Source organism: Streptomyces sp. NPDC126497 (assembly GCF_040302425.1).
Taxonomy (GTDB): Bacteria; Actinomycetota; Actinomycetes; order Streptomycetales; family Streptomycetaceae; genus Streptomyces.
The window spans coordinates 1-19335 of the sequence record NZ_JBEORT010000089.1 but is presented as its reverse complement, the minus strand read 5'-3'; the positions used below and the strand labels follow the sequence as shown (position 1 = coordinate 19335).

The 19335-nt window shown below is 73.9% G+C and carries 19 protein-coding genes and 1 pseudogene; 9 read left to right on the top strand and 11 right to left on the bottom strand.

Annotated features, from left to right (window positions below):
- Positions 1–389: 389 nt before the first annotated feature.
- Together ABTY20_RS27935 and ABTY20_RS27930 are read right to left on the bottom strand one after the other, a co-directional pair.
- Entirely contained in the window at positions 390–626 is a 237-nt protein-coding gene (locus ABTY20_RS27935; RefSeq protein WP_351999824.1) for a hypothetical protein, read from the bottom strand.
- Between the two features lie 257 nt (positions 627–883).
- Entirely contained in the window at positions 884–2374 is a 1491-nt protein-coding gene (locus tag ABTY20_RS27930) for a helix-turn-helix domain-containing protein (protein ID WP_351999823.1), read from the bottom strand.
- A 114-nt stretch (positions 2375–2488) separates the two neighbouring features.
- Between ABTY20_RS27930 and ABTY20_RS27925 the strand changes: the two genes are divergently transcribed.
- Both ABTY20_RS27925 and ABTY20_RS27920 read left to right on the top strand, forming a co-directional pair.
- A complete protein-coding gene (locus ABTY20_RS27925; RefSeq protein WP_351999822.1) occupies positions 2489–3109 on the top strand; it encodes an L-threonylcarbamoyladenylate synthase in 621 nt (206 codons plus the stop codon).
- Positions 3110–3233: 124 nt separating this feature from the next.
- Positions 3234–4739 carry a metallophosphoesterase family protein gene (locus tag ABTY20_RS27920; protein WP_351999821.1) on the top strand — a complete coding sequence of 502 codons (1506 nt, stop codon included), beginning with the start codon at positions 3234–3236 and terminating at the stop codon, positions 4737–4739.
- Positions 4740–4750: 11 nt separating this feature from the next.
- Here the strand turns inward: ABTY20_RS27920 and ABTY20_RS27915 are convergent, their stop codons facing one another.
- The gene (locus ABTY20_RS27915; protein ID WP_351999820.1) at positions 4751–5716 is read right to left on the bottom strand and encodes a TauD/TfdA dioxygenase family protein; all 966 of its coding nucleotides are present in this window, start codon (positions 5714–5716) and stop codon (positions 4751–4753) included.
- A 112-nt stretch (positions 5717–5828) separates the two neighbouring features.
- Between ABTY20_RS27915 and ABTY20_RS27910 the strand changes: the two genes are divergently transcribed.
- Complete coding sequence (locus ABTY20_RS27910; protein ID WP_351999819.1) at positions 5829–6659, top strand: aldo/keto reductase; 831 nt, start codon at positions 5829–5831, stop codon at positions 6657–6659.
- Between the two features lie 70 nt (positions 6660–6729).
- On the opposite strand, the gene ABTY20_RS27905 is transcribed toward ABTY20_RS27910, so the two are convergent.
- The 4 genes from ABTY20_RS27905 to ABTY20_RS27890 all read right to left on the bottom strand — a co-directional run bounded on the left by ABTY20_RS27905 (position 6730) and on the right by ABTY20_RS27890 (position 10552).
- Positions 6730–9063, bottom strand: a complete 2334-nt coding sequence (locus ABTY20_RS27905; protein WP_351999818.1) for a SpoIIE family protein phosphatase — start codon at positions 9061–9063, stop codon at positions 6730–6732.
- Between the two features lie 31 nt (positions 9064–9094).
- Positions 9095–9589, bottom strand: coding sequence for a peroxiredoxin (locus ABTY20_RS27900; protein ID WP_351999817.1), 495 nt, complete (start codon positions 9587–9589; stop codon positions 9095–9097).
- Positions 9586–9975: a DoxX family protein gene (locus ABTY20_RS27895; protein WP_351999816.1), complete on the bottom strand. Its 390-nt coding sequence runs from the start codon at positions 9973–9975 to the stop codon at positions 9586–9588. The genes ABTY20_RS27900 and ABTY20_RS27895 overlap by 4 nt, the downstream gene beginning before the upstream one ends.
- 79 nt (positions 9976–10054) lie before the next feature.
- Positions 10055–10552, bottom strand: coding sequence for a MarR family winged helix-turn-helix transcriptional regulator (locus tag ABTY20_RS27890; RefSeq protein ID WP_351999815.1), 498 nt, complete (start codon positions 10550–10552; stop codon positions 10055–10057).
- 193 nt (positions 10553–10745) lie between these two features.
- On the opposite strand from ABTY20_RS27890, the gene ABTY20_RS27885 reads away from it, so the two are divergent.
- Both ABTY20_RS27885 and hemC read left to right on the top strand, forming a co-directional pair.
- Positions 10746–11522 (top strand): NPP1 family protein, encoded by a 777-nt coding sequence (locus tag ABTY20_RS27885; RefSeq protein ID WP_351999814.1) that lies wholly within the window; start codon positions 10746–10748, stop codon positions 11520–11522.
- A gap of 89 nt (positions 11523–11611) precedes the next feature.
- Positions 11612–12547, top strand: a complete 936-nt coding sequence (gene hemC / locus ABTY20_RS27880) for a hydroxymethylbilane synthase (RefSeq protein ID WP_351999813.1) — start codon at positions 11612–11614, stop codon at positions 12545–12547.
- Between the two features lie 7 nt (positions 12548–12554).
- Here hemC and ABTY20_RS27875 read toward each other — a convergent pair whose 3' ends face one another.
- On the bottom strand, positions 12555–13076 hold the full coding sequence (locus ABTY20_RS27875) for a hypothetical protein (RefSeq protein WP_351999812.1): 522 nt from the start codon (positions 13074–13076) through the stop codon (positions 12555–12557).
- A gap of 507 nt (positions 13077–13583) precedes the next feature.
- Between ABTY20_RS27875 and ABTY20_RS27870 the strand changes: the two genes are divergently transcribed.
- Positions 13584–14375, top strand: a complete 792-nt coding sequence (locus ABTY20_RS27870) for an RNA polymerase sigma factor SigF (protein WP_351999811.1) — start codon at positions 13584–13586, stop codon at positions 14373–14375.
- A 22-nt stretch (positions 14376–14397) separates the two neighbouring features.
- On the opposite strand, the gene ABTY20_RS27865 is transcribed toward ABTY20_RS27870, so the two are convergent.
- Entirely contained in the window at positions 14398–14718 is a 321-nt protein-coding gene (locus ABTY20_RS27865) for an ANTAR domain-containing protein (RefSeq protein WP_351999810.1), read from the bottom strand.
- A gap of 249 nt (positions 14719–14967) precedes the next feature.
- Between ABTY20_RS27865 and ABTY20_RS27860 the strand changes: the two genes are divergently transcribed.
- Entirely contained in the window at positions 14968–15771 is an 804-nt protein-coding gene (locus ABTY20_RS27860; RefSeq protein ID WP_351999809.1) for a VOC family protein, read from the top strand.
- A 20-nt stretch (positions 15772–15791) separates the two neighbouring features.
- Here the strand turns inward: ABTY20_RS27860 and glgX are convergent, their stop codons facing one another.
- Positions 15792–17933, bottom strand: a complete 2142-nt coding sequence (gene glgX, locus ABTY20_RS27855) for a glycogen debranching protein GlgX (RefSeq protein WP_351999808.1) — start codon at positions 17931–17933, stop codon at positions 15792–15794.
- Positions 17930–18442, bottom strand: coding sequence for a pep a2 (locus tag ABTY20_RS27850; protein WP_351999807.1), 513 nt, complete (start codon positions 18440–18442; stop codon positions 17930–17932). Before ABTY20_RS27850 ends, glgX begins: the two co-directional genes overlap by 4 nt.
- Before the next feature lie 353 nt (positions 18443–18795).
- On the opposite strand from ABTY20_RS27850, the gene ABTY20_RS27845 reads away from it, so the two are divergent.
- Positions 18796–19098 (top strand): DUF5133 domain-containing protein, encoded by a 303-nt coding sequence (locus tag ABTY20_RS27845; protein ID WP_351999806.1) that lies wholly within the window; start codon positions 18796–18798, stop codon positions 19096–19098.
- A gap of 91 nt (positions 19099–19189) precedes the next feature.
- Positions 19190–19335: pseudogene (locus tag ABTY20_RS27840) on the top strand (maltotransferase domain-containing protein); the annotation flags it as partial.

The following is a 19335-nucleotide window of genomic DNA, read 5'->3' as shown; positions in this document are numbered from 1 at the left end:
GTGCCGCGGCGTCATTCACCCGCCCTCGTCCCCTGTGCGGGAGACGTCGGGCGCAGGCGCCCGGGCACCGGTCACGTCCCGTCGGTGGCGTGCGTACGAGGGCCATGCTGCCGCGCGTCCGTGCGTCCGGCGACCCGGGGAGCCGCCGGGCGCGGCGGTCGGGTGAGAGGGCGGCCCGGGGAGCGGCGGGCGCCGCCGTGGCCGCGCGGACCGGGCGACCGCCCGGCGACGGGCGGCGGGACGGGTCCGGGGCGCTCCCGGTGCCGCTCCCGGAGCTCGGGCCCGCCGGCGCCGACCGGTGGCGCGGCGGCCGCCCGGGACGGCGGACGACGGCGCGGGCCCGGCCGCCGCGGTCGCGCGCGACGGCCGGGCCCGGCGGAGCGGCGTGCTCAGCCGCCGTCCAGGCGTGCGCGCAGCAGTCCCTTGCCGAGTTCCGCGCCCTTGCGGCTGTCCGCCTGGGCCTTGCGGAACAGGTCGGCGACCTCGGTGTCCCCGGCCCGTTCGGCGTCCTGGACGTAGCCCTCCAGACGCAGTGCGTTGCTCAGGCACGCCTCGACGTACCAGATCAGGTTGTAGTCCTTGTCCTGCGTGCCGGTGGCGCCGCCGGTCTCCGTCTCGCTGGTCATCCGGGCCTCCTCGTCGCGGTGCTCGTCACGGGCCCGCCCCCGGCGCTCGGTGCCGGGGAACGTGCCTCCACAGCCGCGGACGGGTACCCCTTCCCGCCGGGGACACACCGAAGGGGGGCGCGACCGGTCCCCCGTTCCGGTCGTGCCCCCGCCTGTGCCGAAACTATGCGCTGCGGGGCGGGCTTGTGTACCGCACCGGTGCCCGCTGCGGCCGCCGGAGGGCTCATCCGTGCACAACCGAGTCCGAAAAGCCCGGTTCACCCGCCCGCGAGCACCGGTTGTTCCAGGTCACCCACCGCCAGATGGGCCAGCACGACCTCGTACAGGTCGGCCCCGGCGGCCAGCAGCTGGCGTTCCAGGACCGGTTCGGCACCGCGCACGTGTTCGCGCACGGTCTGGGCGTGGACGCCCAGGCTCTGCGCGGCCCGCTCGGCGTTGCCCCCGGCGGCGATCCAGGCGCGCAGGGTGCGGCGCACCCTGCGGGTGTCCCGGTCCAGCCTCCCCAGCAGCTCCCGCGCCCAGCCGCCGACGGCGGGGCCGGCCAGCAGGTCGGCGAGGCCCGGGGAGTGCGCCGCCGGGTCGTCCGACGTCCGCCCGTCCAGGACGTTGACCTGGGTGTGGAGCGCCAGGTGCACCACGGCGCGGGTGGTGACGTCGTCGAAGTCGACACCGAGCATGGCCTCGACGCGTTCCATGCGGGCCCGCACGGTGTTGCGGCTGACGCCGAGGATCTTGGCGGTGTTGACGGCGGTGAACTCCAGGCCGAGGCGGGTGGTGGCGAGGAGTTCGGCGCGGGTGTGGTGGGCCAGCGCGTCCAGCGGACGCAGGACCCGGGCCGCCCAGCCGCGCAGCGCGACGGGGTCCATCAGCCGCTCCGGGTGGGTGCGTTCGGCGTACACGGCCGTCTTGTCGGGCCGGAAGCGCGCCACCGCGAGCGCGCTGACGGCCTGCCCGTACGCGGTGGCGGTACGGGCGAGGCTCTGCCACACGCTGCCGCCGAGGAAGGTGTCCGGGTGCCGTTCGACCAGCGACCGCAGCTCACCGGCGGTGGTCTCGCGGGGGCTGACGACGATCACGTGGCCGTCCATCGCCGGGCAGCGCACCACCAGCGCCTCCTCGCGCGTGGTGTCCAGGCACTCCGCCGCCAGCCGGTCGCGCAGGGCGGGCGCGGACTCGACGACGTAGACACAGGCCCTGTCGGCGTCGAGCAGTCCGGGCCAGAGCCCGGCGGCGACCCGGCGGGCGGCGACGGTGTCCTCGACCATCAGCAGCTGCAGGATCGCCAGCCGCAGGTCGGCGGTGGCCCGGCGCAGCCGGTGCCCGGCGGCGGTGGTCCCGTGGGCGGTCAGCAGGAGTTCGATCACCTGGGCGGTGTGGGTGACGACGTCGGAGGCGTGCCGGTCGAAGGGGGTCTCGCGGGAGACGGCCAGCACGCAGGTCCCCGAGGGATGCCCGATCCTGACCAGGCGCTGGTGGCGCCCGTCCCCCTCCCAGGCGGCGGAGGCGATCCGGCCGGAGCCGAGATCGGCGACGAGGGACTCGTCCAGCGGCAGCCCGGTCCCGGCGAGGAGTGTGCCGGCGGCGTCCCGGAGGGCCGCCTCCGCCCGCACGGTGGCGGCCAGCCAGTCGACGACCCGGCCGACGTCCCGGCCGGCCGGGCGCAGGTGCTCGAGGAGTTCCTGCGCCCACCCCGGATGCTCCCCGGCCGCCGCCGGTGTCCGCCGGATCCCGTCCTCACGGCCTGCCACCCCGGCCCTCCCCGTCCGCTCGTCGTCCCCGGCCCAGGGCGGGGACGTTACCCCACCCGTGCGCGCGGCTCATCCCGGCGCGTCCGCGGGTGCGGGGCGGCATAAGCTCGGTGAATGGCGAAGTACTTCGACGTGCACCCCGACAACCCCCAGCCGCGCACCATCGCGCAGGTCGCCGACAGCATCCGCTCCGACGCCCTCGTCGCGTACCCCACGGACTCCTGTTACGCACTCGGCTGCCGCCTGGGCAGCCGTTCCGGCATCGACCGGATCCGCACGATCCGCAAACTGGACGACCGGCACCACTTCACCCTGATGTGCCGGGACTTCGCGCAGCTCGGCCAGTTCGTACGGATCGACAACGACGTGTTCCGGGCGGTGAAGGCGTCGACCCCGGGCAGCTACACCTTCATCCTGCCCGCGACGAAGGAGGTGCCGCGCATGCTGATGCACCCCAAGAAGAAGACGGTCGGCGTGCGCATCCCCGACCACGTCGTCACCCAGGCCCTGCTGGCGGAGCTCGGCGAGCCGCTGCTGTCCAGCACCCTGCTGCTGCCCGGCGAGGACGAGCCGATGACCCAGGGCTGGGAGATCAAGGACCTGCTCGACCACCAGGTGGACGCGGTGCTCGACTCCGGCGACTGCGGCACCGAGCCGACCACGGTGATCGACTTCTCGGGCGGCGAGGCGGAGATCGTGCGCCGGGGCGCCGGCGACGTCACCCGGTTCGAGTGAGGGGCGCCGCCCGGCCCGCCGGCGCGCCCCTTCCGACCGTCGCCCCCAACTCGTATCCGCACGGCGGGGGTTCACCGGCACCCCGCCCTCCGGCCCGCCCCGGCACCGTTGTTACGGTGCACCGGTGTCCGAATCCTCACGTGATACCGCCGAGGGCGCCGGCTGGGGCGCCGCCGAACCCGGTGCCTACCGGCGGCTGATGCCGCACCGGGCCGAGAAGATCTCCTGGTTCGACCCGAGAATGCTGTGGGCCGCCCGCAACGGGGTGCTGGCCTCCTGGCTCGGCGATCCCACGGGAGAGACCCGCAGCCGCTGGGTGGCCCAGCGGGCGGCGGCCGGCGCGCCCGCCGACAAGGTGATCCGGCGCGACGACCCGGACCGGTTCTCGTTCCTGGTGATCGGCGACACCGGCGAGGGCGGCGAGGGCCAGTACGCGGTCGTGCCCGGCCTGCTGGAGGAGGGCCGGGACACCGCCTTCGCCGTGCTCGCCAGCGACGTGATCTACCCGGTGGGCAGCGCCGACGACTACGCCGACAAGTTCTTCCGCCCGTACCGGGACTACCCGGCGCCGGTCTACGCGATACCGGGCAACCACGACTGGTACGAGGACCTCGGCGGCTTCATGCGCGTCTTCTGCGGCGACGCCCCGCCGCTGCCGCCCGGTCCGGCGCCGCGCCCGCTCAGCCGCGCCCGGCTGCGCTCCCTGCTGTGGCACCGGCCCCGTGCCGGGGACGGCGGGCGCCTGGACGAGGCACGGGCGATGCGCTCCGCGCCCGCCCAGCAAGCGGTGCAGCCGGGGCCGTACTGGGCGATCGACGCCGGACCGGTGCGGATCGTCGGCATCGACACGGGGCTGCTGGGCACCGTCGACGCCGAGCAGGGCGCGTGGCTGCGCGAGGTCTCCCGCGGCCCGCGTCCGAAGATCCTCGTCACGGGCTCGCCCCTGTACGTGGACGGCGAGCACCATCCGTGCCCGATCGAGGGCGGCGGCACCGTCGACGACGTCGTCCGCGACCCCGCCCACCACTACGTGGCCGCGATAGGCGGCGACATCCACAACTACCAGCGCTACCCGGTGCGGCTGGACGACGGGCGCACCCTGCAGTACGTGGTGGCGGGCGGCGGCGGCGCGTTCACCCACGCCACGCACACCATCCCCCGGGTGGACGTCGCCGGTGTCACCGAGCGGGACTTCCGCTGCTATCCGCTGCGCGGCGACTCCCTCGCCTTCTACAGCGCCCTGTACGGGCGCCGGCTGCGGCTGCGCCGCTTCTTCGCCCTCACCGACACCGAGGCGATGGCCGTGGTCGCCGAACGCCTCGGCATCGGTCCCACCCGCACCCCGGGCGCGGTGCCGCGGGTCACCCGCCGGATGCGGCTGGTCGCCGGGCTGCTCGGCACCGGCCGCCGGCCCGACCGGGGCAAGCGGCTGCGGCTGCCCGTGCGCAAGGCCTACACGTCGCTGTTCTCACCGGGCTCGGCCACCTACAGCCCGCCGTTCTTCAAGTGCTTCCTGCGGCTGGACGTGAGCCCGGAGGCGGTCCGGCTGCGCTGTCACGCGGCCACCGGGCTCCGCGCGCAGGAGGCCGACCCGCCGGTCGAGGACGAGGTGACCATCCCCCTGGGGTGAGCGCGGGCCCGCTACCAGCGGCCCGGCGCGGTACCGGTGAGGGGACGCGAGGGCCGGCCGTCCACGCCCACCGGGACGTCTCCGGCGAGCATCACCCGGTGCATGATCCGCGGGTGGCCGAGGTGGGCGGCGTCGCCGGGGGCCAGGTGGATGGTGGCCCGGTTGTCCCAGAACGCCACGCTGCCCGGCTCCCAGCGGAACCGCACGGTGTACTCGGGGCGGGTCGCCTGCTCGAGGAGCATCTCCAGGACGGCCGCGCTCTCGGGGCGGGACAGGCCGCTGATCTGCTCGACGTAGTACCCGTTGACGAACAGCACCCGTTCCCCGGTCTCCGGGTGGACGCGCACCAGCGGGTGTTCGGAGGCCGTCTGGTGGTCCAGCAGATGGCGCAGGTAGGCGTCGTCACCGGGACGGGGCTGGTAGCCGACCCCCAGCCGGTGCTCGGCGCGCAGCCGGTCGGCGAACTCCCGCACCGGGGCGGACAGCCCGGCGTACGCCGCGGCCAGGTTCGACCAGGTGGTGTCGCCGCCGTAGGGCGGGACGGTCTCGGCGCGCAGGATCGTCGCGGCCGGCGGGTCGACCCGGGCGCCGTGGTCGCAGTGCCAGCCTCGCAGCAGGGTGTGGCGGCGGCGCCGCAGCCACTCGTCGTGCTCCATGCCGAACCGTCCGCCGAGCTCCAGCCGGTCGGCGGTGGTCTCGACCTCGGGGAAGTCCGCCGGTGAGGCCTTGCCGCGCCGGGGCGGCACGACCGGTTCACCGAAGCGGCGGGCCAGCGCCACATGGCCGGCGTGGTCGAGGCGCTGACCGCGGAAGAACACCACCTTCCAGCGCAGCACCGCCGCCCTGATGCCGGCGGTCACGGCGTCGTCGAGGTCACCGGCGAGGTCGACACCGGTGATCTCGGCCCCGATGTGCCCGGCCACCGGACGCACCTCCACCGCCGTGCCCCCGCCCGTGCCGTACCCGTCCGTCGTCATGCGCCCTCCGCTCCGTCGGTCGTCACCACCGGTGTCGTACCCGTCCGGTTGATCATCGACCCCCTCGTCCCCGACGCTGGGAGGACGACACTGTCAACGGGAAGGCACCCCGGTGAGCGGCATTCCGAGTCACACCCTCAACGACGGCACGACGATCCCCGCCCTGGGCCTGGGCACCTGGCCGATGGACGACGCCGAGGCGGAGCGGGCGGTGGCCGAGGCCCTGGAGGCGGGCTACCGCCTCGTCGACACGGCGGCCAACTACCGCAACGAGACCGGTGTCGGCCGTGCCGTGGCCCGGGCCGGCGTCCCGCGCGAGGAGATCGTCGTGACGACGAAGCTCCCGGGCCGGCACCACGGCTACGAGGAGACCCTCGCCTCCTTCGAGGAGTCCCGCGCCCGGCTCGGCCTGGAGTACGTCGACCTCTACCTGATCCACTGGCCGCTCCCCCGCGTCGACCGGTACGCCGACTCCTGGAGGGCCATGGTCGAGCTGCGCGAGGAGGGCCTGGTCCGGTCGATCGGCGTCTCCAACTTCACGCCCGCGCACATCGAGCGGCTGGAGCGGGAGACCGGGGTGCTGCCCTCGGTCAACCAGGTCGAGCTGCACCCCTTCTTCCCCCAGGAGGACCTGCGCGCGTACCACGCCGACAAGGGTGTGCTGATCGAGAGCTGGAGCCCGCTGGGCCGTGGCTCGACGCTCCTGGACGACCTGGCCGTGGGCGCCGTCGCCGAGGCGCACGGGGTCACCCCGGCCCAGGCGGTGCTGCGCTGGCACATCCAGCTGGGTGTGCTCCCCGTGCCCAAGTCGTCCGACCCGGGGCGGCAGCGCGCCAACCTCGACGTGTTCGGCTTCGAGCTGGACGCCGCCCAGATGCGGACGATCACCGACCGCGCCCACCGGCGGATCGGCGGGGACCCGGAGACGCACGAGGAGTTCTGACCTCCGGCCGGGCGTCCCGGTCCGCGCGTGGCGGTGACGTACCGAGGGGGGCGGTGCGGTGGACGGCCGGTCACGGCTGCGGCAGTGGCTGTTCCGCCCAGATCGTCTTGCCGCCGTCCGTGTGGCGGCTGCCCCAGCGCTGGGTGAGCTGGGCCACCAGCAGCAGTCCGCGGCCGCCCTCGTCGAAGGCGTGGGCGCGGCGCAGGTGCGGTGAGGTGGGGCTGGCGTCGGCGACCTCGCAGATCAGGGTGCGGTCGCGGATCAGCCGCAGCTGGACGGGGGGCGCCCCGTACCGGAGCGCGTTGGTGACCAGTTCGCTGACGACGAGTTCGGTGACGAAGGCGGTCTCGTCCAGCCCCCACGCGGCCAGCCGCTCCCCGGCCCACTCCCGGGCGGCGGCCACCTCCTCGGGATCCGGCCGCACGTCCCTCGTGGCGACCCGGTCGGCGCCCAGGGCCCGGGTGCGGGCCAGCAGCAGCGCCACGTCGTCGCCGGGCTCCTCGGGCAGGACGGCCTTCAGCACGCCGTCGCAGAGGGACTCCAGGGAACCGGCGGGCACCGACAGGGCGCTGCGCAGCTCCTCGGTGGCGCGGTCGATGTCGCGGTCGCGGCCCTCGATCAGTCCGTCGGTGTAGAGGGCGACGACGGAGCCCTCGGGCACGGCGATCTCCGTCGCCTCGAACGGCAGCCCTCCGACCCCCAGGGGCGGCCCCGCGTTCACGCGCAGGAACCGGGACGTCCCGTCGGGCAGCACGAGGACGGGCGCGGGGTGTCCGGCGGCGGCCGCGGTCAGCCGGCCGGAGACGGGGTCGTAGACGGCGTACAGGCAGGTGGATCCCAGTTCGGCGATGTCCTCGCGGGCGTCGGCGGCGAGGTGGGTGACCAGGTCGTCGAGGTGGGTGAGGAGTTCGTCGGGCGGGAGGTCCACGTCGGCGAGGGTGCGCACGGCCGTGCACAGCCGGCCCATGGTCGCCGTGGAGGGGATGCCGTGGCCGACCACGTCGCCCACGACCAGGGCGACCCGGCTGCCGGCCAGCGGGATGACGTCGAACCAGTCGCCGCCGATGCCGGCCGCCGACACGGAGGGCAGATAGCGGTGGGCGACCTCGACGGCGGCCTGCCCGGGCAGCTCCTTCGGCAGCAGGCTGTGCTGGAGGGTCAGCGCGGTGGCGCGTTCGCGGGCGAAGCGGCGGGCGTTGTCGACGCTGAGGGCGGCGCGGCTGGCGAGTTCCTCGGCGAGAACGGCGTCGTCGGGGGCGTACCCCTCGGGGTGGACGTTGCGGACGGCGACCGCGACGCCGAGGACGGTGCCGCGGGCGCGCAGCGGCACGGCCAGCAGCGAGTGGACGTCGGCGATGCGGGGGCCGCCGGCCGGGGCGGGTGCGACGCGTTCGGCCGCCCACTGCTCGAAGCCCGGCTCGCCGGCGCGGGCGAGCACCGCCCTGCACTCCCGCAGTGCCAGCGCGGGCAGGGAGCGGGGCGGGTGGACGTCCGTCCGGCCCAGGCGCACGGCCGCTTCGGGAGCGCCCTCGGCGGAGCGGTGGGCCACCCGGCGCAGCGGGACCCCGCTGTCCGGCCGGACCGGGGGCTCGTCGGCGCCGAGGACCCAGTCGAGCAGGTCGACGGCGGCGAAGTCGGCGAACGCCGGGACCAGGAGTTCCACGAACTCCTCGGCGGTGCGGACGACGTCCAGGGTGGTGCCGATGGCGGTGGCGGCCTCGTTGAGCAGCGCCAGCCGGTGCCGGGCCCGGTGCTGCTCGGTGCTGTCCAGGCCCGCCATCGCGGTGCCGACCACCTCGCCGGTGAGGTCGCGCACCGGCCACATCTCGACGTTCCAGGCATGGTGCCGGGAATCGGCGGGCGCCCTGCCGAAGCTCTCGTGGCGCAGGGGTTCGCCGGTCTCGACGACCCGGCTCAGATACCGGTCGACCCTGCGGGTGTGTTCGGTCCGCCCCACGGCGTCCAGGAAGGTCCGTCCGAGCAGTCCCTCCTCGGGCCCGCCCATCACCTCGCAGGCGGCGTCGTTGAGCCGTACGAAGCGCTGCTCGGTGTCGACGACGGATATCGCCAGGGAGGCCTGTTGGAACGCCCGTCCCGCCAGTGACCTCTCGGCGGGGCCGGCGGGCTCGGCCGTGATCACGTAGCCGGCCGGCGCGTCCCCCGCGCCGTGGAGGGGGCAGAGCGTCAGCCGCAGCGGGACGGGATGGCCGTCGCGGTGCGGCGCCACGACGGCTCCCGAGGGTACGGGCGGGGCGCCGGGCGGCGCGTCCCCGGCGAGCAGGTCGCGCACGGCGCGCCCCACGGCCTCGTCGGCGGGGTGCCCGGTCAGCCGCCGGGCGCCCTCGCTCCACCCCGTCACGATGCCGCGGGCATCGACGACCACCGCGGCGGAGGCGTCTTCCATTCGTCCAGGATCATCCCTTCACGGGACGGTATCAACCGCGGCGGTCCGCCCGGACCTCCTGCCCCCGCTGGTCCCGGAGCGCGGCGAGCGCCCGGTCGGCGTGGGCGTTCATCCGCAGTTCGCTGCGCACGACCTCCAGGACGGTACGGTCCCGGCCGATGACGAAGGTGGCCCGTTTCGTCGGCGCCAGGGCGATCCCCCGCTTCACTCCGAACCGCTCGCGGACCGTGCCGTCGGCGTCGGACAGCAGGGGCATGCCGAGGGCGTGCCGTCCGGCGAACTCCGCCTGCCGTTCGACGGCGTCCGAGCTGATGCCCACCGGCCGGGCGCCCACCGCGGCGAACTCGGCGGCGAGGTCGCGGAAGCGGCAGGCCTGCGCGGTGCAGCCGGGACTCAGGGCGGCGGGGTAGAAGAACAGCACCACCGGCCCCTCCGCGAGCAGTTCCGTGAGCCTGCGGACGGCACCGGTCTCGTCCGGGAGCGCGAAGTCCGGGGCCGTGTCGCCCTTCTCCACCCGCCCGCTCACGACCGGCCCTCCGTACCCTTGGCGCCCTTGGCTGCGTTGCGCGCCCACAGCACCAGCGGCACCTGCAGCGGGAGCCGGCCGAGGGCGGCGGCCCTCTGCGGGGCGGGGCGGTGACGCCAGTCGACGGCCATCTTCACGTTGGCGGGGAACACACCGACGAAGAAGGCCGCCGAGGCGAGCGCGGCGGCCCTGCGGGTGCGGGGCAGCGCCAGACCGGCGGCCAGCGCGAGTTCGACGGCGCCGCTGGCATGGGTCCAGGTCCGGGGCGAGCCGGGCAGGGAGCGCGGCACGAGGGCGTCGAACCGGCGGGGTACGGCGAAGTGGGCGGTCCCCGCGACGGCCAGCAGGCCGGCGAGCAGCAGGGGCGAGCGATCGGACCGTGACACGGTTCCTCCTCTGATGACCTGCCGCACGATATTACCGAACGGTAAGCAAGGGTGGGGTCAACGGGTTCCGGCGCGGCCGTCAGGCGTTGCGGGCGGGTTCCGGCTCCTCGTCGGCGGCGTGGGCGAGGAAGTCGTCGACCATGCGGTGGAAGAGGGTGGCGAGCTGCCGCAGGTCGTCGGGCGACCAGTGGGCCAGGGCCGCCTGCATGCCGCGGACCCCGGTCTCCCGGATGCGTGCGACGGCCTCCCGGCCGGTGCCGGTGAGCTCGATGCGCTGGGCGCGGCGGTCGTCGGGGTCCGGGACGCGGACGACGTGGCCCAGCTTCTGCAGCTGCTGCACCGTACGGGTGACGTGCGAGGCCTCCACACCCAGCCGGGCGGCCAGCTCCCCCGGCCGCATCGGCTCGGTGTCGGCCATCTGCCGCAGCAGGGCGACCGCCGCCCGGTCCAGCGGCACACCCGCCAGGGCCATCAGCCGCTCGTGCCGGCGCGCGCGCGTGCTCAGGTAGGCGAGGCGGTGGAGCGCACGCTCGATCTCTGCCACTTCCGGGGGAGCGGGGACGGCGGGTGCGGACATGCGCCACACCCTACCGTCTCATTGCGTAACTCAATCAATCGCCTGCGCCCCCACCGTCGCCGCCACGCGCGTCCACCCGTCCTTCACCGGCGGTACACCCACCCCCTCTTGGCATGTATACGCCCAGTCGGGATGCTGAACTCCCCAGCCCCCCACAGCCATCGGGCTGCGCCCGGACCACGAGGAGGACGCAGTGTCGTCGAGCACGTCCCGAACCCGCCGCAGGAGATGGCCGGCCGGCCTCGCCGGCGCGGCCGCGCTGGTCCTCGCCCTCCCCGCCACCGCCTTCGCCGCGCCCCCACCCGCCCTGCCGGCCGCCGCGGACGTCCTGGAGCGGACGTTCCAGCCCGCCTACGACTACGACACCGACGGCTGCTACCCCACGGCGGCGATCGGCCCGGACGGCTCCGTCAACACCGGCCTCAAACCGGCCGGCGCCCTCAACGGCGACTGCCGCGACGCCTCCGACCTGGCCGGCACCAACGGCTACGCGCGCTCGAAGTGCGACAACGACTGGTGCGCCGTCGTCTACGCGCTGTACTTCGAGAAGGACCAGGCCCTGCCGGGCACCGGTCTCGGAGGGCACCGTCACGACTGGGAGCACGTCGTGGTCTGGGTGCACAACGACACCGTCCAGTACGTCTCGACGTCCCGCCACGGGTCGTTCGCGGTCCACGCCCGCTCGGCGGTCCGCTTCGACGGCACGCATCCGAAGATCGTCTACCACAAGGACGGCATCGGCACCCACTGCTTCCGCCTCGCGGGCCCGGGCGACGAACCGCCGGAGAACCACCGGGGCAGCTGGCAGTACCCGGCCCTGGTCGGCTGGAACGGCTATCCGGCGGGACTGCGCGACAGACTCGTCTCCCACGACTTCGGCAGCGCCCACTTCGGCCTGAAGGACGGCAGCTTCGCCTCCCACCTCGCGGCGGCCAAGCCCTCCGGCATCCCGTTCGACCCGAACGCCTGACCGTACGCGGCCCGTTGGCGCCGGGGCGCCGTTCCGCGCCCCGGCGCGGGTCGGCGCGGGCCGGCACCCCGAAGGTCTATCGTGTCGGCATGCCGGCTCCCGAACTGATCCGTGTCGTCTCCCGTGACTCGCCGATGGCCCTCGCCCAGGTGGAGCGCGTCCGCGCCGGGTTGGCCGCCGCCCACCCCGGAGTGCGCACCGAGGTCGTGCCCGTGCGGACGACCGGGGACAAGTGGCTCGGCGATCTGTCGGCGGTGGAGGGCAAGGGCGCGTTCACCAAGGAGGTGGACGCCGCGCTGCTCGCCGGCGAGGCGGACGTCGCCGTGCACTGCGTCAAGGACGTGCCCGCCGACCGGCCGCTCCCTGCCGGCACGGTGTTCGCCGCGTTCCTGGAGCGGGACGACATCCGCGACGCCCTCGTCCACCCGGACGGCCTCACCCTGGACGAGCTCCCGCCCGGCACCCGGATCGGCACCTCCTCGGTGCGCCGGGTCGCCCAGCTGGCCGCCACCCACCCGCACCTGACGTGCGTACCGCTGCGCGGCAACGCCAACCGGCGGCTGGAGAAGCTCGCGGCCGGGGAGGCGGACGCCCTGCTGCTGGCGGTCTCCGGCCTGGAGCGGATCGGCCGGCGCGACGTGATCAGCGAGGTGCTCTCCCCCGAGACCATGATGCCGCCCATCGGCGCGGGCGTCCTCGCGCTGCAGTGCCGTGAGGGCGACGCGGACCTGATCGACGCGGTCGGCGTCCTCGGCCACCCGGACACCCACCGCGAGGCCACCGCCGAGCGCATGTTCCTGCACGTGCTGCAGGGGCACTGCAACAGCCCGATCGCCGGCTACGCGCGGGTGGACCGCGGCGGCGAACTGTCCCTGCGGGCCTGTGTCTTCACCCCGGACGGCAAGACCCGGCTGAACGCGCACGAGTGGGCGGGGCGACTCGACCCGGCCACGCTGGGCACCTCGGTCGCCGTGACGCTGCTGCGCCAGGGGGCGCGCGACATCATCGACGGCATCCCGCACTGACGTCCGCTCAGGCGGTGCCCTCCTCCGCCTGCTCCTGCAGGAAGACGCTCACCTGCTGGGCGAGGCTGTCCCGGCACGCGCCCGCGGGCGCCCCCGCGGCCCCCTCCTGCACGCCGACGCCGCCCGCCCACGTCCGGCGCCCGGTCCACTCCTCGTCGACGCGCAGCTGGACCTGGACGTCGACGTGGCTCAGGGCCGCCTCGGGGCCGGCCGCGTACAGGACGGCGGTGGCGCGCCGCAGCGGGTAGACGTCGAAACCCTCGATGAACTGTGAATTGCGCCAGTCGATGAAAGCGCCCTCGCCGTCGGTACCGGTCCGTACGTCGATCTGGCCGTCCTCGAGATGCACGCAGAAAGGCCTTTCACCGCGATTCTCGACGGTCACCCGGACACTGAAGTACGCCAGCCCCTCGGCTGCGTCGTCCCGTCCGCGCGGGGGTTCGCCGGTTTCCAGACGGTGGACGCGGACCCGCAGACCGGCATGCTCGTCGTACTCCTGCCAGTCCCCGACCACGTTCAGCTCGTACACAGTGCACCTCTCGACTTCTGTCCGCTGCTTCCTATCCGTGGCCCCGGCGCACTGTCAAATGAGCAGAATGCGCTGTGGTCAGGTGGTTCGCCCGATCTGATCGGTGATCAAGCGCTGCGCTGGAGGAATCCCCCGGCGGGCCGTCCGGCGCCCGGCGAGGGCGTGCCGCACATCACGTCCGGCGCCGGGCCCGTCCGCACGTCCGCACGGCGGGCCCGTCCGCACGGCGGGGCGCGCCGCCGCCGGCCGGACCGCGGCCGCCCGCGCCGCGCGGATTTCACGCCGCGCGTGCGCGTGATTCCACACCGTTGAATCCCCGGTGATTTCCCCGGCCGAATTCCCGGAGCCGTTTTGGAACGACGGACCACGGGGAAGGGAATTCTCAGTGCTTCGGACAGGAGGCACGTCCGTGGGAACCGCCGCGCCGACCGCGGGCCTGTCGTGGTCCGAGCCGCCGCTTCCCACGGGTTCTGTCCATCCGGCACCCCGTTCAGGGAGGTGCGCGTGATGCGTACCGTCAGTCCCAGGAAGCCGCACTCCCACGACGACGCCCCCGACACGGCCGGGGACTTCGCGCGTCTGGCCCGGCTGCCCGACGGACCGGAGCGCAGGATGCTGCGCGACGAGCTGGTCACGGCCTGGCTGCCCATGGCCGAGCGCATCGCCGTCCGTTTCCGGGGCCGCGGCGAGGCCCTGGAGGATCTGTACCAGGTGGCGGCCCTCGGCCTGGTCAAGGCCGTCGACCACTACGATCCGGCGCGCGGCAACGCCTTCGAGGCGTACGCCGTGCCGACCGTCACCGGTGAGATCAAGCGGCACTTCCGCGACCACATGTGGACGCTGCACGTGCCGCGCCGGGTCCAGGACCTGCGCAACCGTGTGCGGCAGGCCGCCAAGGAGCTGGCGCAGACCACCCCGGGCCGCTCTCCCACGGTCGCCGAGATCGCCGCGCACACCCGGCTGACCGAGGGCGAGGTCCGCACCGGGATGGAGGCCCTGGAGTGCTTCTCCGCGCTGTCCCTGGAGGCGGAGATGCCGGGCACCGACGGCTACGCCCTGGGCGACGCGATCGGCGGCCCCGACCCGGCCTACGACACGGTCGTCGACCGGGTGGCGGTGCGGCCCTGTCTGGAGGCGCTGCCGGAGCGCGAGCGGCTCATCCTCTACCTGCGCTTCTTCCGGGAGATGACGCAGAGCGGCATCGCCGAGCAGCTCGGCATCTCGCAGATGCACGTCTCCCGGCTGCTCAGCGGCTGCTTCGCCCAGCTGCGCGAGGAACTGCTCGCCGAGGCCGGCTGAGCGGGCGGAGGCCCGCGCGGCGTCACTCCTCCGGCGGCGCGCCCGGGATCCGGGTGGGGCCGAGCCGGTCCAGGACCTCCTCGAGCACCGTCCGGATCTCGGCCGGCAGGAGCCCGGTGCGCCCCCAGACGAGGATCATGTCGGCCACGGCGCGGAGCTTGGTGTTCGTGCGCTGGGAGACCTCCCTCAGCACGGTCCAGCCCTGGTCGGGCGAGACCCGCCCGAGCGCGACGACCATGCCGATCGCCTGGTCGACCACCGCGTGCGAGACGACCGCGTCCTTCAGCTGCTGTACCTCTTCCTCCAGCTGGAGGATGCGGTCGGCGCCTCCGTCCGTGGGCATGGTCACCTCCGGGTCCGGTGTGCCGCCCGTGCGGTGCTTCCGCACAGTGCTTGAGTGCCTTCACCCAGTGTCCTGTCCCTCCATCGTCGCCACTGGGAGCGCCCTGCGCCACCGGGGTGGTCCCGGGGCGGCCCGGTCACCGTTTCGGTGCCACCGCCGGGGTACTCGGCAGGCGCCCGGAGGGGTGTCCGGCGGACACTGGTGTCATCCGGGTGGCTGCCATGCCGACGAGATCAGGACGCGACTGCCATGAACCACGACATGCCCTCCCCCGCCGGCGCGACGGAGGTCGTCTCGACGCACTCCGTGTTCGGGGTGCCCTGCTGGGTGAGCCTGACCAGCCGTGACGTGAGGACGACCGAGGAGTTCTACGGAGCGGTGCTGGGCTGGGAGTGGCGTCCGGTCCGCCTGGGCGACCGGTTCCGCATCGCCCTGGCCGAGGGCCTGCCGGTGGCCGGGATCGCCGCGGTCGCCGGCATGTGGCGGATGGCGGTGGCGTGGACGCCGTACTTCGCGGTGCGCAGCGCCGACGAGGCCGCGGGGCGGGTGCAGGAGCGCGGCGGCACCGCGGCGGTCGGTCCGATCTCCCTGCCCCCCGGGCGCGCGGCACTGCTGGCCGACCGGGACGGGGCGACGTTCGGGGTCTGGGAGGGCGAACTGTTCACCGACTGGCCCACCTGGCGCCGCGCACAGCTCGCGTTCATCCGGCTGCACACCCGTGACGCCTTCGACGCCGCGATCTTCTACGGCGGGGTCTTCGACTGGGCGTCCGACGAGCCGGGCTGCGTCGAGGTGCAGTACGAGGGTGAGGAAGTGGTGCTGCGCAGCGAGGGGGACGTGGTGGCGCGGATCGAGTCGGGGGCGGCGGAGTCGGCTCCCGACCCGGCGGTCCGGCCGCACTGGCAGGTGCACTTCGCGGTGAAGGACGTGGCCGCCTGCGCCCACGCCGCCGGGCGGCACGGCGGCAGTGTGGTGTCCCTGGGCGCCGACGAGGCCGTGCTCCGCGACAACGAGGGCGCCCAGTTCACGGTGACGTCACGCCGCGAGCGCTGACACCGGCCGCGCCGCGCCGGTCATCGTGCGGTGCGGCACGGACGGGACAGCAGGACCAGGCTGCGCGGACCCGCGGTGAGGGTGGTGGCCGCCTTGTGCTCCGCCTCGTCGGGGGTGCCCTCCGGGTCGGCGGTGTCGATCAGGGCCGTCCAGCGCTCCCCGTAGGAGGCGTCCGGCAGACGGAAGCGGACGGGCTCCCAGTGGCTGTTGAGCAGCAGCAGGAAGGAGTCGTCGACCAGGCGCCGGCCGCGCGGCCCCGGTTCGGCGATGGCGTCGCCGTTGAGGAACACCCCGACCGAGTGGGCGTCGGAACGCCGCCAGTCGTCGTCGGTCATCTCCCGCCCGTCCGGCAGCAGCCACACCAGGTCGGGCAGCGGCTGCCCGGCGTGGCGCACGGTCTCGCCGCGGAAGAAGCGGCGGCGGCGCAGCACGGGGTGGGCCAGGCGCAGCGCGATGAGCCTGCGGGTGAAGTCCAGCAGCTCGCGCTGTTCGCCGGTGAGCCGCCAGTCGATCCAGCCGATCTCGTTGTCCTGGCAGTAGGCGTTGTTGTTGCCGCGCTGGGTGCGGCCCAGTTCGTCGCCGTGGGAGAGCATCGGGATGCCCTGGGAGAGGAGCAGGGTGGCCAGGAAGTTGCGCTGCTGGCGGGCGCGCAGCTCCAGCACGGCCGGATCCCGGGTGGGGCCCTCCGCGCCGCAGTTCCAGGAGCGGTTGGTGTTCTCGCCGTCCCGGTTCCCCTCCCCGTTGGCCTCGTTGTGCTTGTCGTTGTAGGAGACGAGGTCGCGCAGGGTGAAGCCGTCGTGCGCGGTGACGAAGTTGACGCTGGCGCGCGGGCGGCGCCCGTTGTGCGCGTACAGGTCGGAGGAGCCGGTCAGCCGGGAGGCGAACTCGCCGAGGGTGTGCTCCTCACCGCGCCAGAAGTCCCGTACGGCGTCCCGGTACAGACCGTTCCACTCCGACCACAGCGGCGGGAAGTTGCCCACCTGGTAGCCGCCCTCGCCCACGTCCCAGGGTTCGGCGATCAGCTTGACGCGGCTGATCACGGGGTCCTGCTGGATGAGGTCGAAGAACGCCGACAGCCGGTCCACCTCGTGGAACTGCCGGGCCAGGGTGGCCGCGAGGTCGAAGCGGAAGCCGTCGACGTGCATCTCGGTGATCCAGTACCGCAGCGAGTCCATGATCAGCTGGAGGACGTAGGGGTGGCGCATCAGCAGGCTGTTGCCGGTGCCGGTGGTGTCGTAGTAGTGCGACCAGTCGCCGTCCACCAGGCGGTAGTACGCGGAGTTGTCGATGCCCCGGAAGGAGAGGGTGGGGCCCAGGTGGTTGCCCTCGGCGGTGTGGTTGTAGACCACGTCCAGGATCACCTCGAGTCCGGCCGCGTGCAGGGTCTTCACCATCTCCTTGAACTCGGTGACCTGCTGTCCGCGGGTGCCGCGGGCGGCGTAGGCGTTGTGCGGGGCGAAGAAGCCGATGGTGTTGTAGCCCCAGTAGTTGGCCAGGCCGCGGCCCTGCAGCACGCCGTCCTGGACGAACTGGTGGACCGGCATCAGCTCCACGGCGGTGACGCCGAGCGAGGTGAGGTGCTCGACCACCGAGGGGTGGGCCAGTCCGGCATAGGTGCCGCGGAGTTCCGCGGGGACGTCGGGGTGGGTGCGGGTGAGGCCCTTGACGTGGGCCTCGTAGATCACGGTGTCGGAGTAGGGGCGGCCGGGCCGGGTGTCGTCGCCCCAGTCGAAGGACGGGTCGGTGACCACGCCGAGCATGGTGTGTCCGGCGCTGTCGGCCCGGTCGGGTCCGTGCGGGTCGCGCTCGTACAGCGAGGGGTGGTTGTCGATCTGGCCGTCCACCGCGGTGGCGTAGGGGTCGAGGAGGAGCTTCGCCGGGTTGCAGCGGTCGCCGGCCGTCGGGGCCCAGGGGCCGTGCACCCGGTAGCCGTAGCGCTGTCCGGGGCCGACGCCGGGGAGGTAGGTGTGCCAGACGAAGCCGTCGACCTCGGTGAGCCGTACGGTGGTGGGCCGGCCGTCGTCGAACAGGACCAGGTCGACGCGTTCGGCGACCTCGCTGAAGAGCGCGAAGTTGGTGCCCTCGCCGTCGTAGGACGCACCCAGCGGGTAGGGGCGCCCGCTCCAGGCGGGCGCCCCTTTCCGGTTCTGCCGCCGGGTCACCGGGCCTCCTCCAGGAGGCCGCCCGGCGTTCGCACCCGGCCGGTGAGCGTGGCGACGCTCACCTCGCGGGGCAGGTCCAGTCCCTCGCTCTCGCGCGGGTCGGGCGCGGTCGGCACGAGGGGGACGCGCTCGCCGGCGCGGGCGCGCTGCGAGAACCAGATGACCTTGCTGCCGCTCTCGGTGGCGCAGCAGCCCCAGCCGTCGCTGCTCGCCGCGATGTGCTCGAGGCAGCCGCGCAGCTCCTGGTCGGGACGCAGGGCGCGGTCGTTGTCCCCGATGGCGGTGATGAGGTGCTGACCGTTCCACCACATCTCGATCGACGTGTTCTTGTCGGTGGCGTGCTCGTCGATGGCCCGCAGCAGCATCTCGGCGCCGCCGCAGACGGGCTCCATCAGGTTCTCCAGGTCCCAGAACCGGAGGTGAGCGGCCAGTATGCGGCTGACCTGTCCCACCCTTTCGGGGCTGACTTCCACGTCGAGGTGGTAGTAGCAGGGCACTGCGGTCTTCATGGTCGTTGGCTCCTCACGCGAAGCTCTCGTCCCTCCTCGCCCCGTCGGGGCGAGCCCCCGAACACGGAACGTGAGCGGGTATCGCTTCTGAGTCACCTTCAGGGTGAGGGGGTTGGTCCGTTCGTGCAACACGAGCCCACGTCCGTGACTCCCGGGGCGGCGGCCGGGAGGGCGACGGCCGAAACGCACCCTTCCGAGTGATTGAAAAGCCAACAAGACGTTGCGTCATCACCCGTGCACCATGTGTGAAGACCTCGATCGCCGTTACGGATCCGTGCACCGGTGCGCACGGCCGCCGCCCGACCGTCGGGACAACGCGCCTCGGATCGAGCCCCGGAAAGGTGAACGGCGCCATGCTGCTACCCGCCAAAGCCGAAGTCGCCCGGCAGCTGCGCCGCTACCGGGCCTGGGAACGCGTGATGCTGGCGGCTCCGACCGATCACACGGTACGGGGCACCTTCGAGGACGCCGGCTACACCCTCTGCGTGCTGATGGGCAAGCGCTGCGCGCGGGAGGCGGCGGACGCCGCCGAACGGTACCTGCGCACCGCCCTCGTCACCTGTCCGCAGGAACAGAACGGCACGTCCCGTCCGGCGGCCGCGGTCCGGCGGGGCCCGCCGGCCGCCGAGCGGCGCTCCCCGGCGGGAAGGCAGTGACCTTCCCGCCGCTGTTTGGTCCCACGCCCGGGCGCCCGCCCGGGCGTCGAGCACGGCGGAGGTGCACAGACCCATGAAGACGACCCGGACCATCGGCCGCGTCCCGGTACGGGACGTCCGGCCGTCCGTCGACTGCGGCAGGCGGCCGGCCAAGGCCGTCGTGGGCGAGACGTTCGAGGTCACGGCCACCGTGTTCCGCGAGGGGCACGACGCGGTCGCCGCCGACGTGGTGCTGAG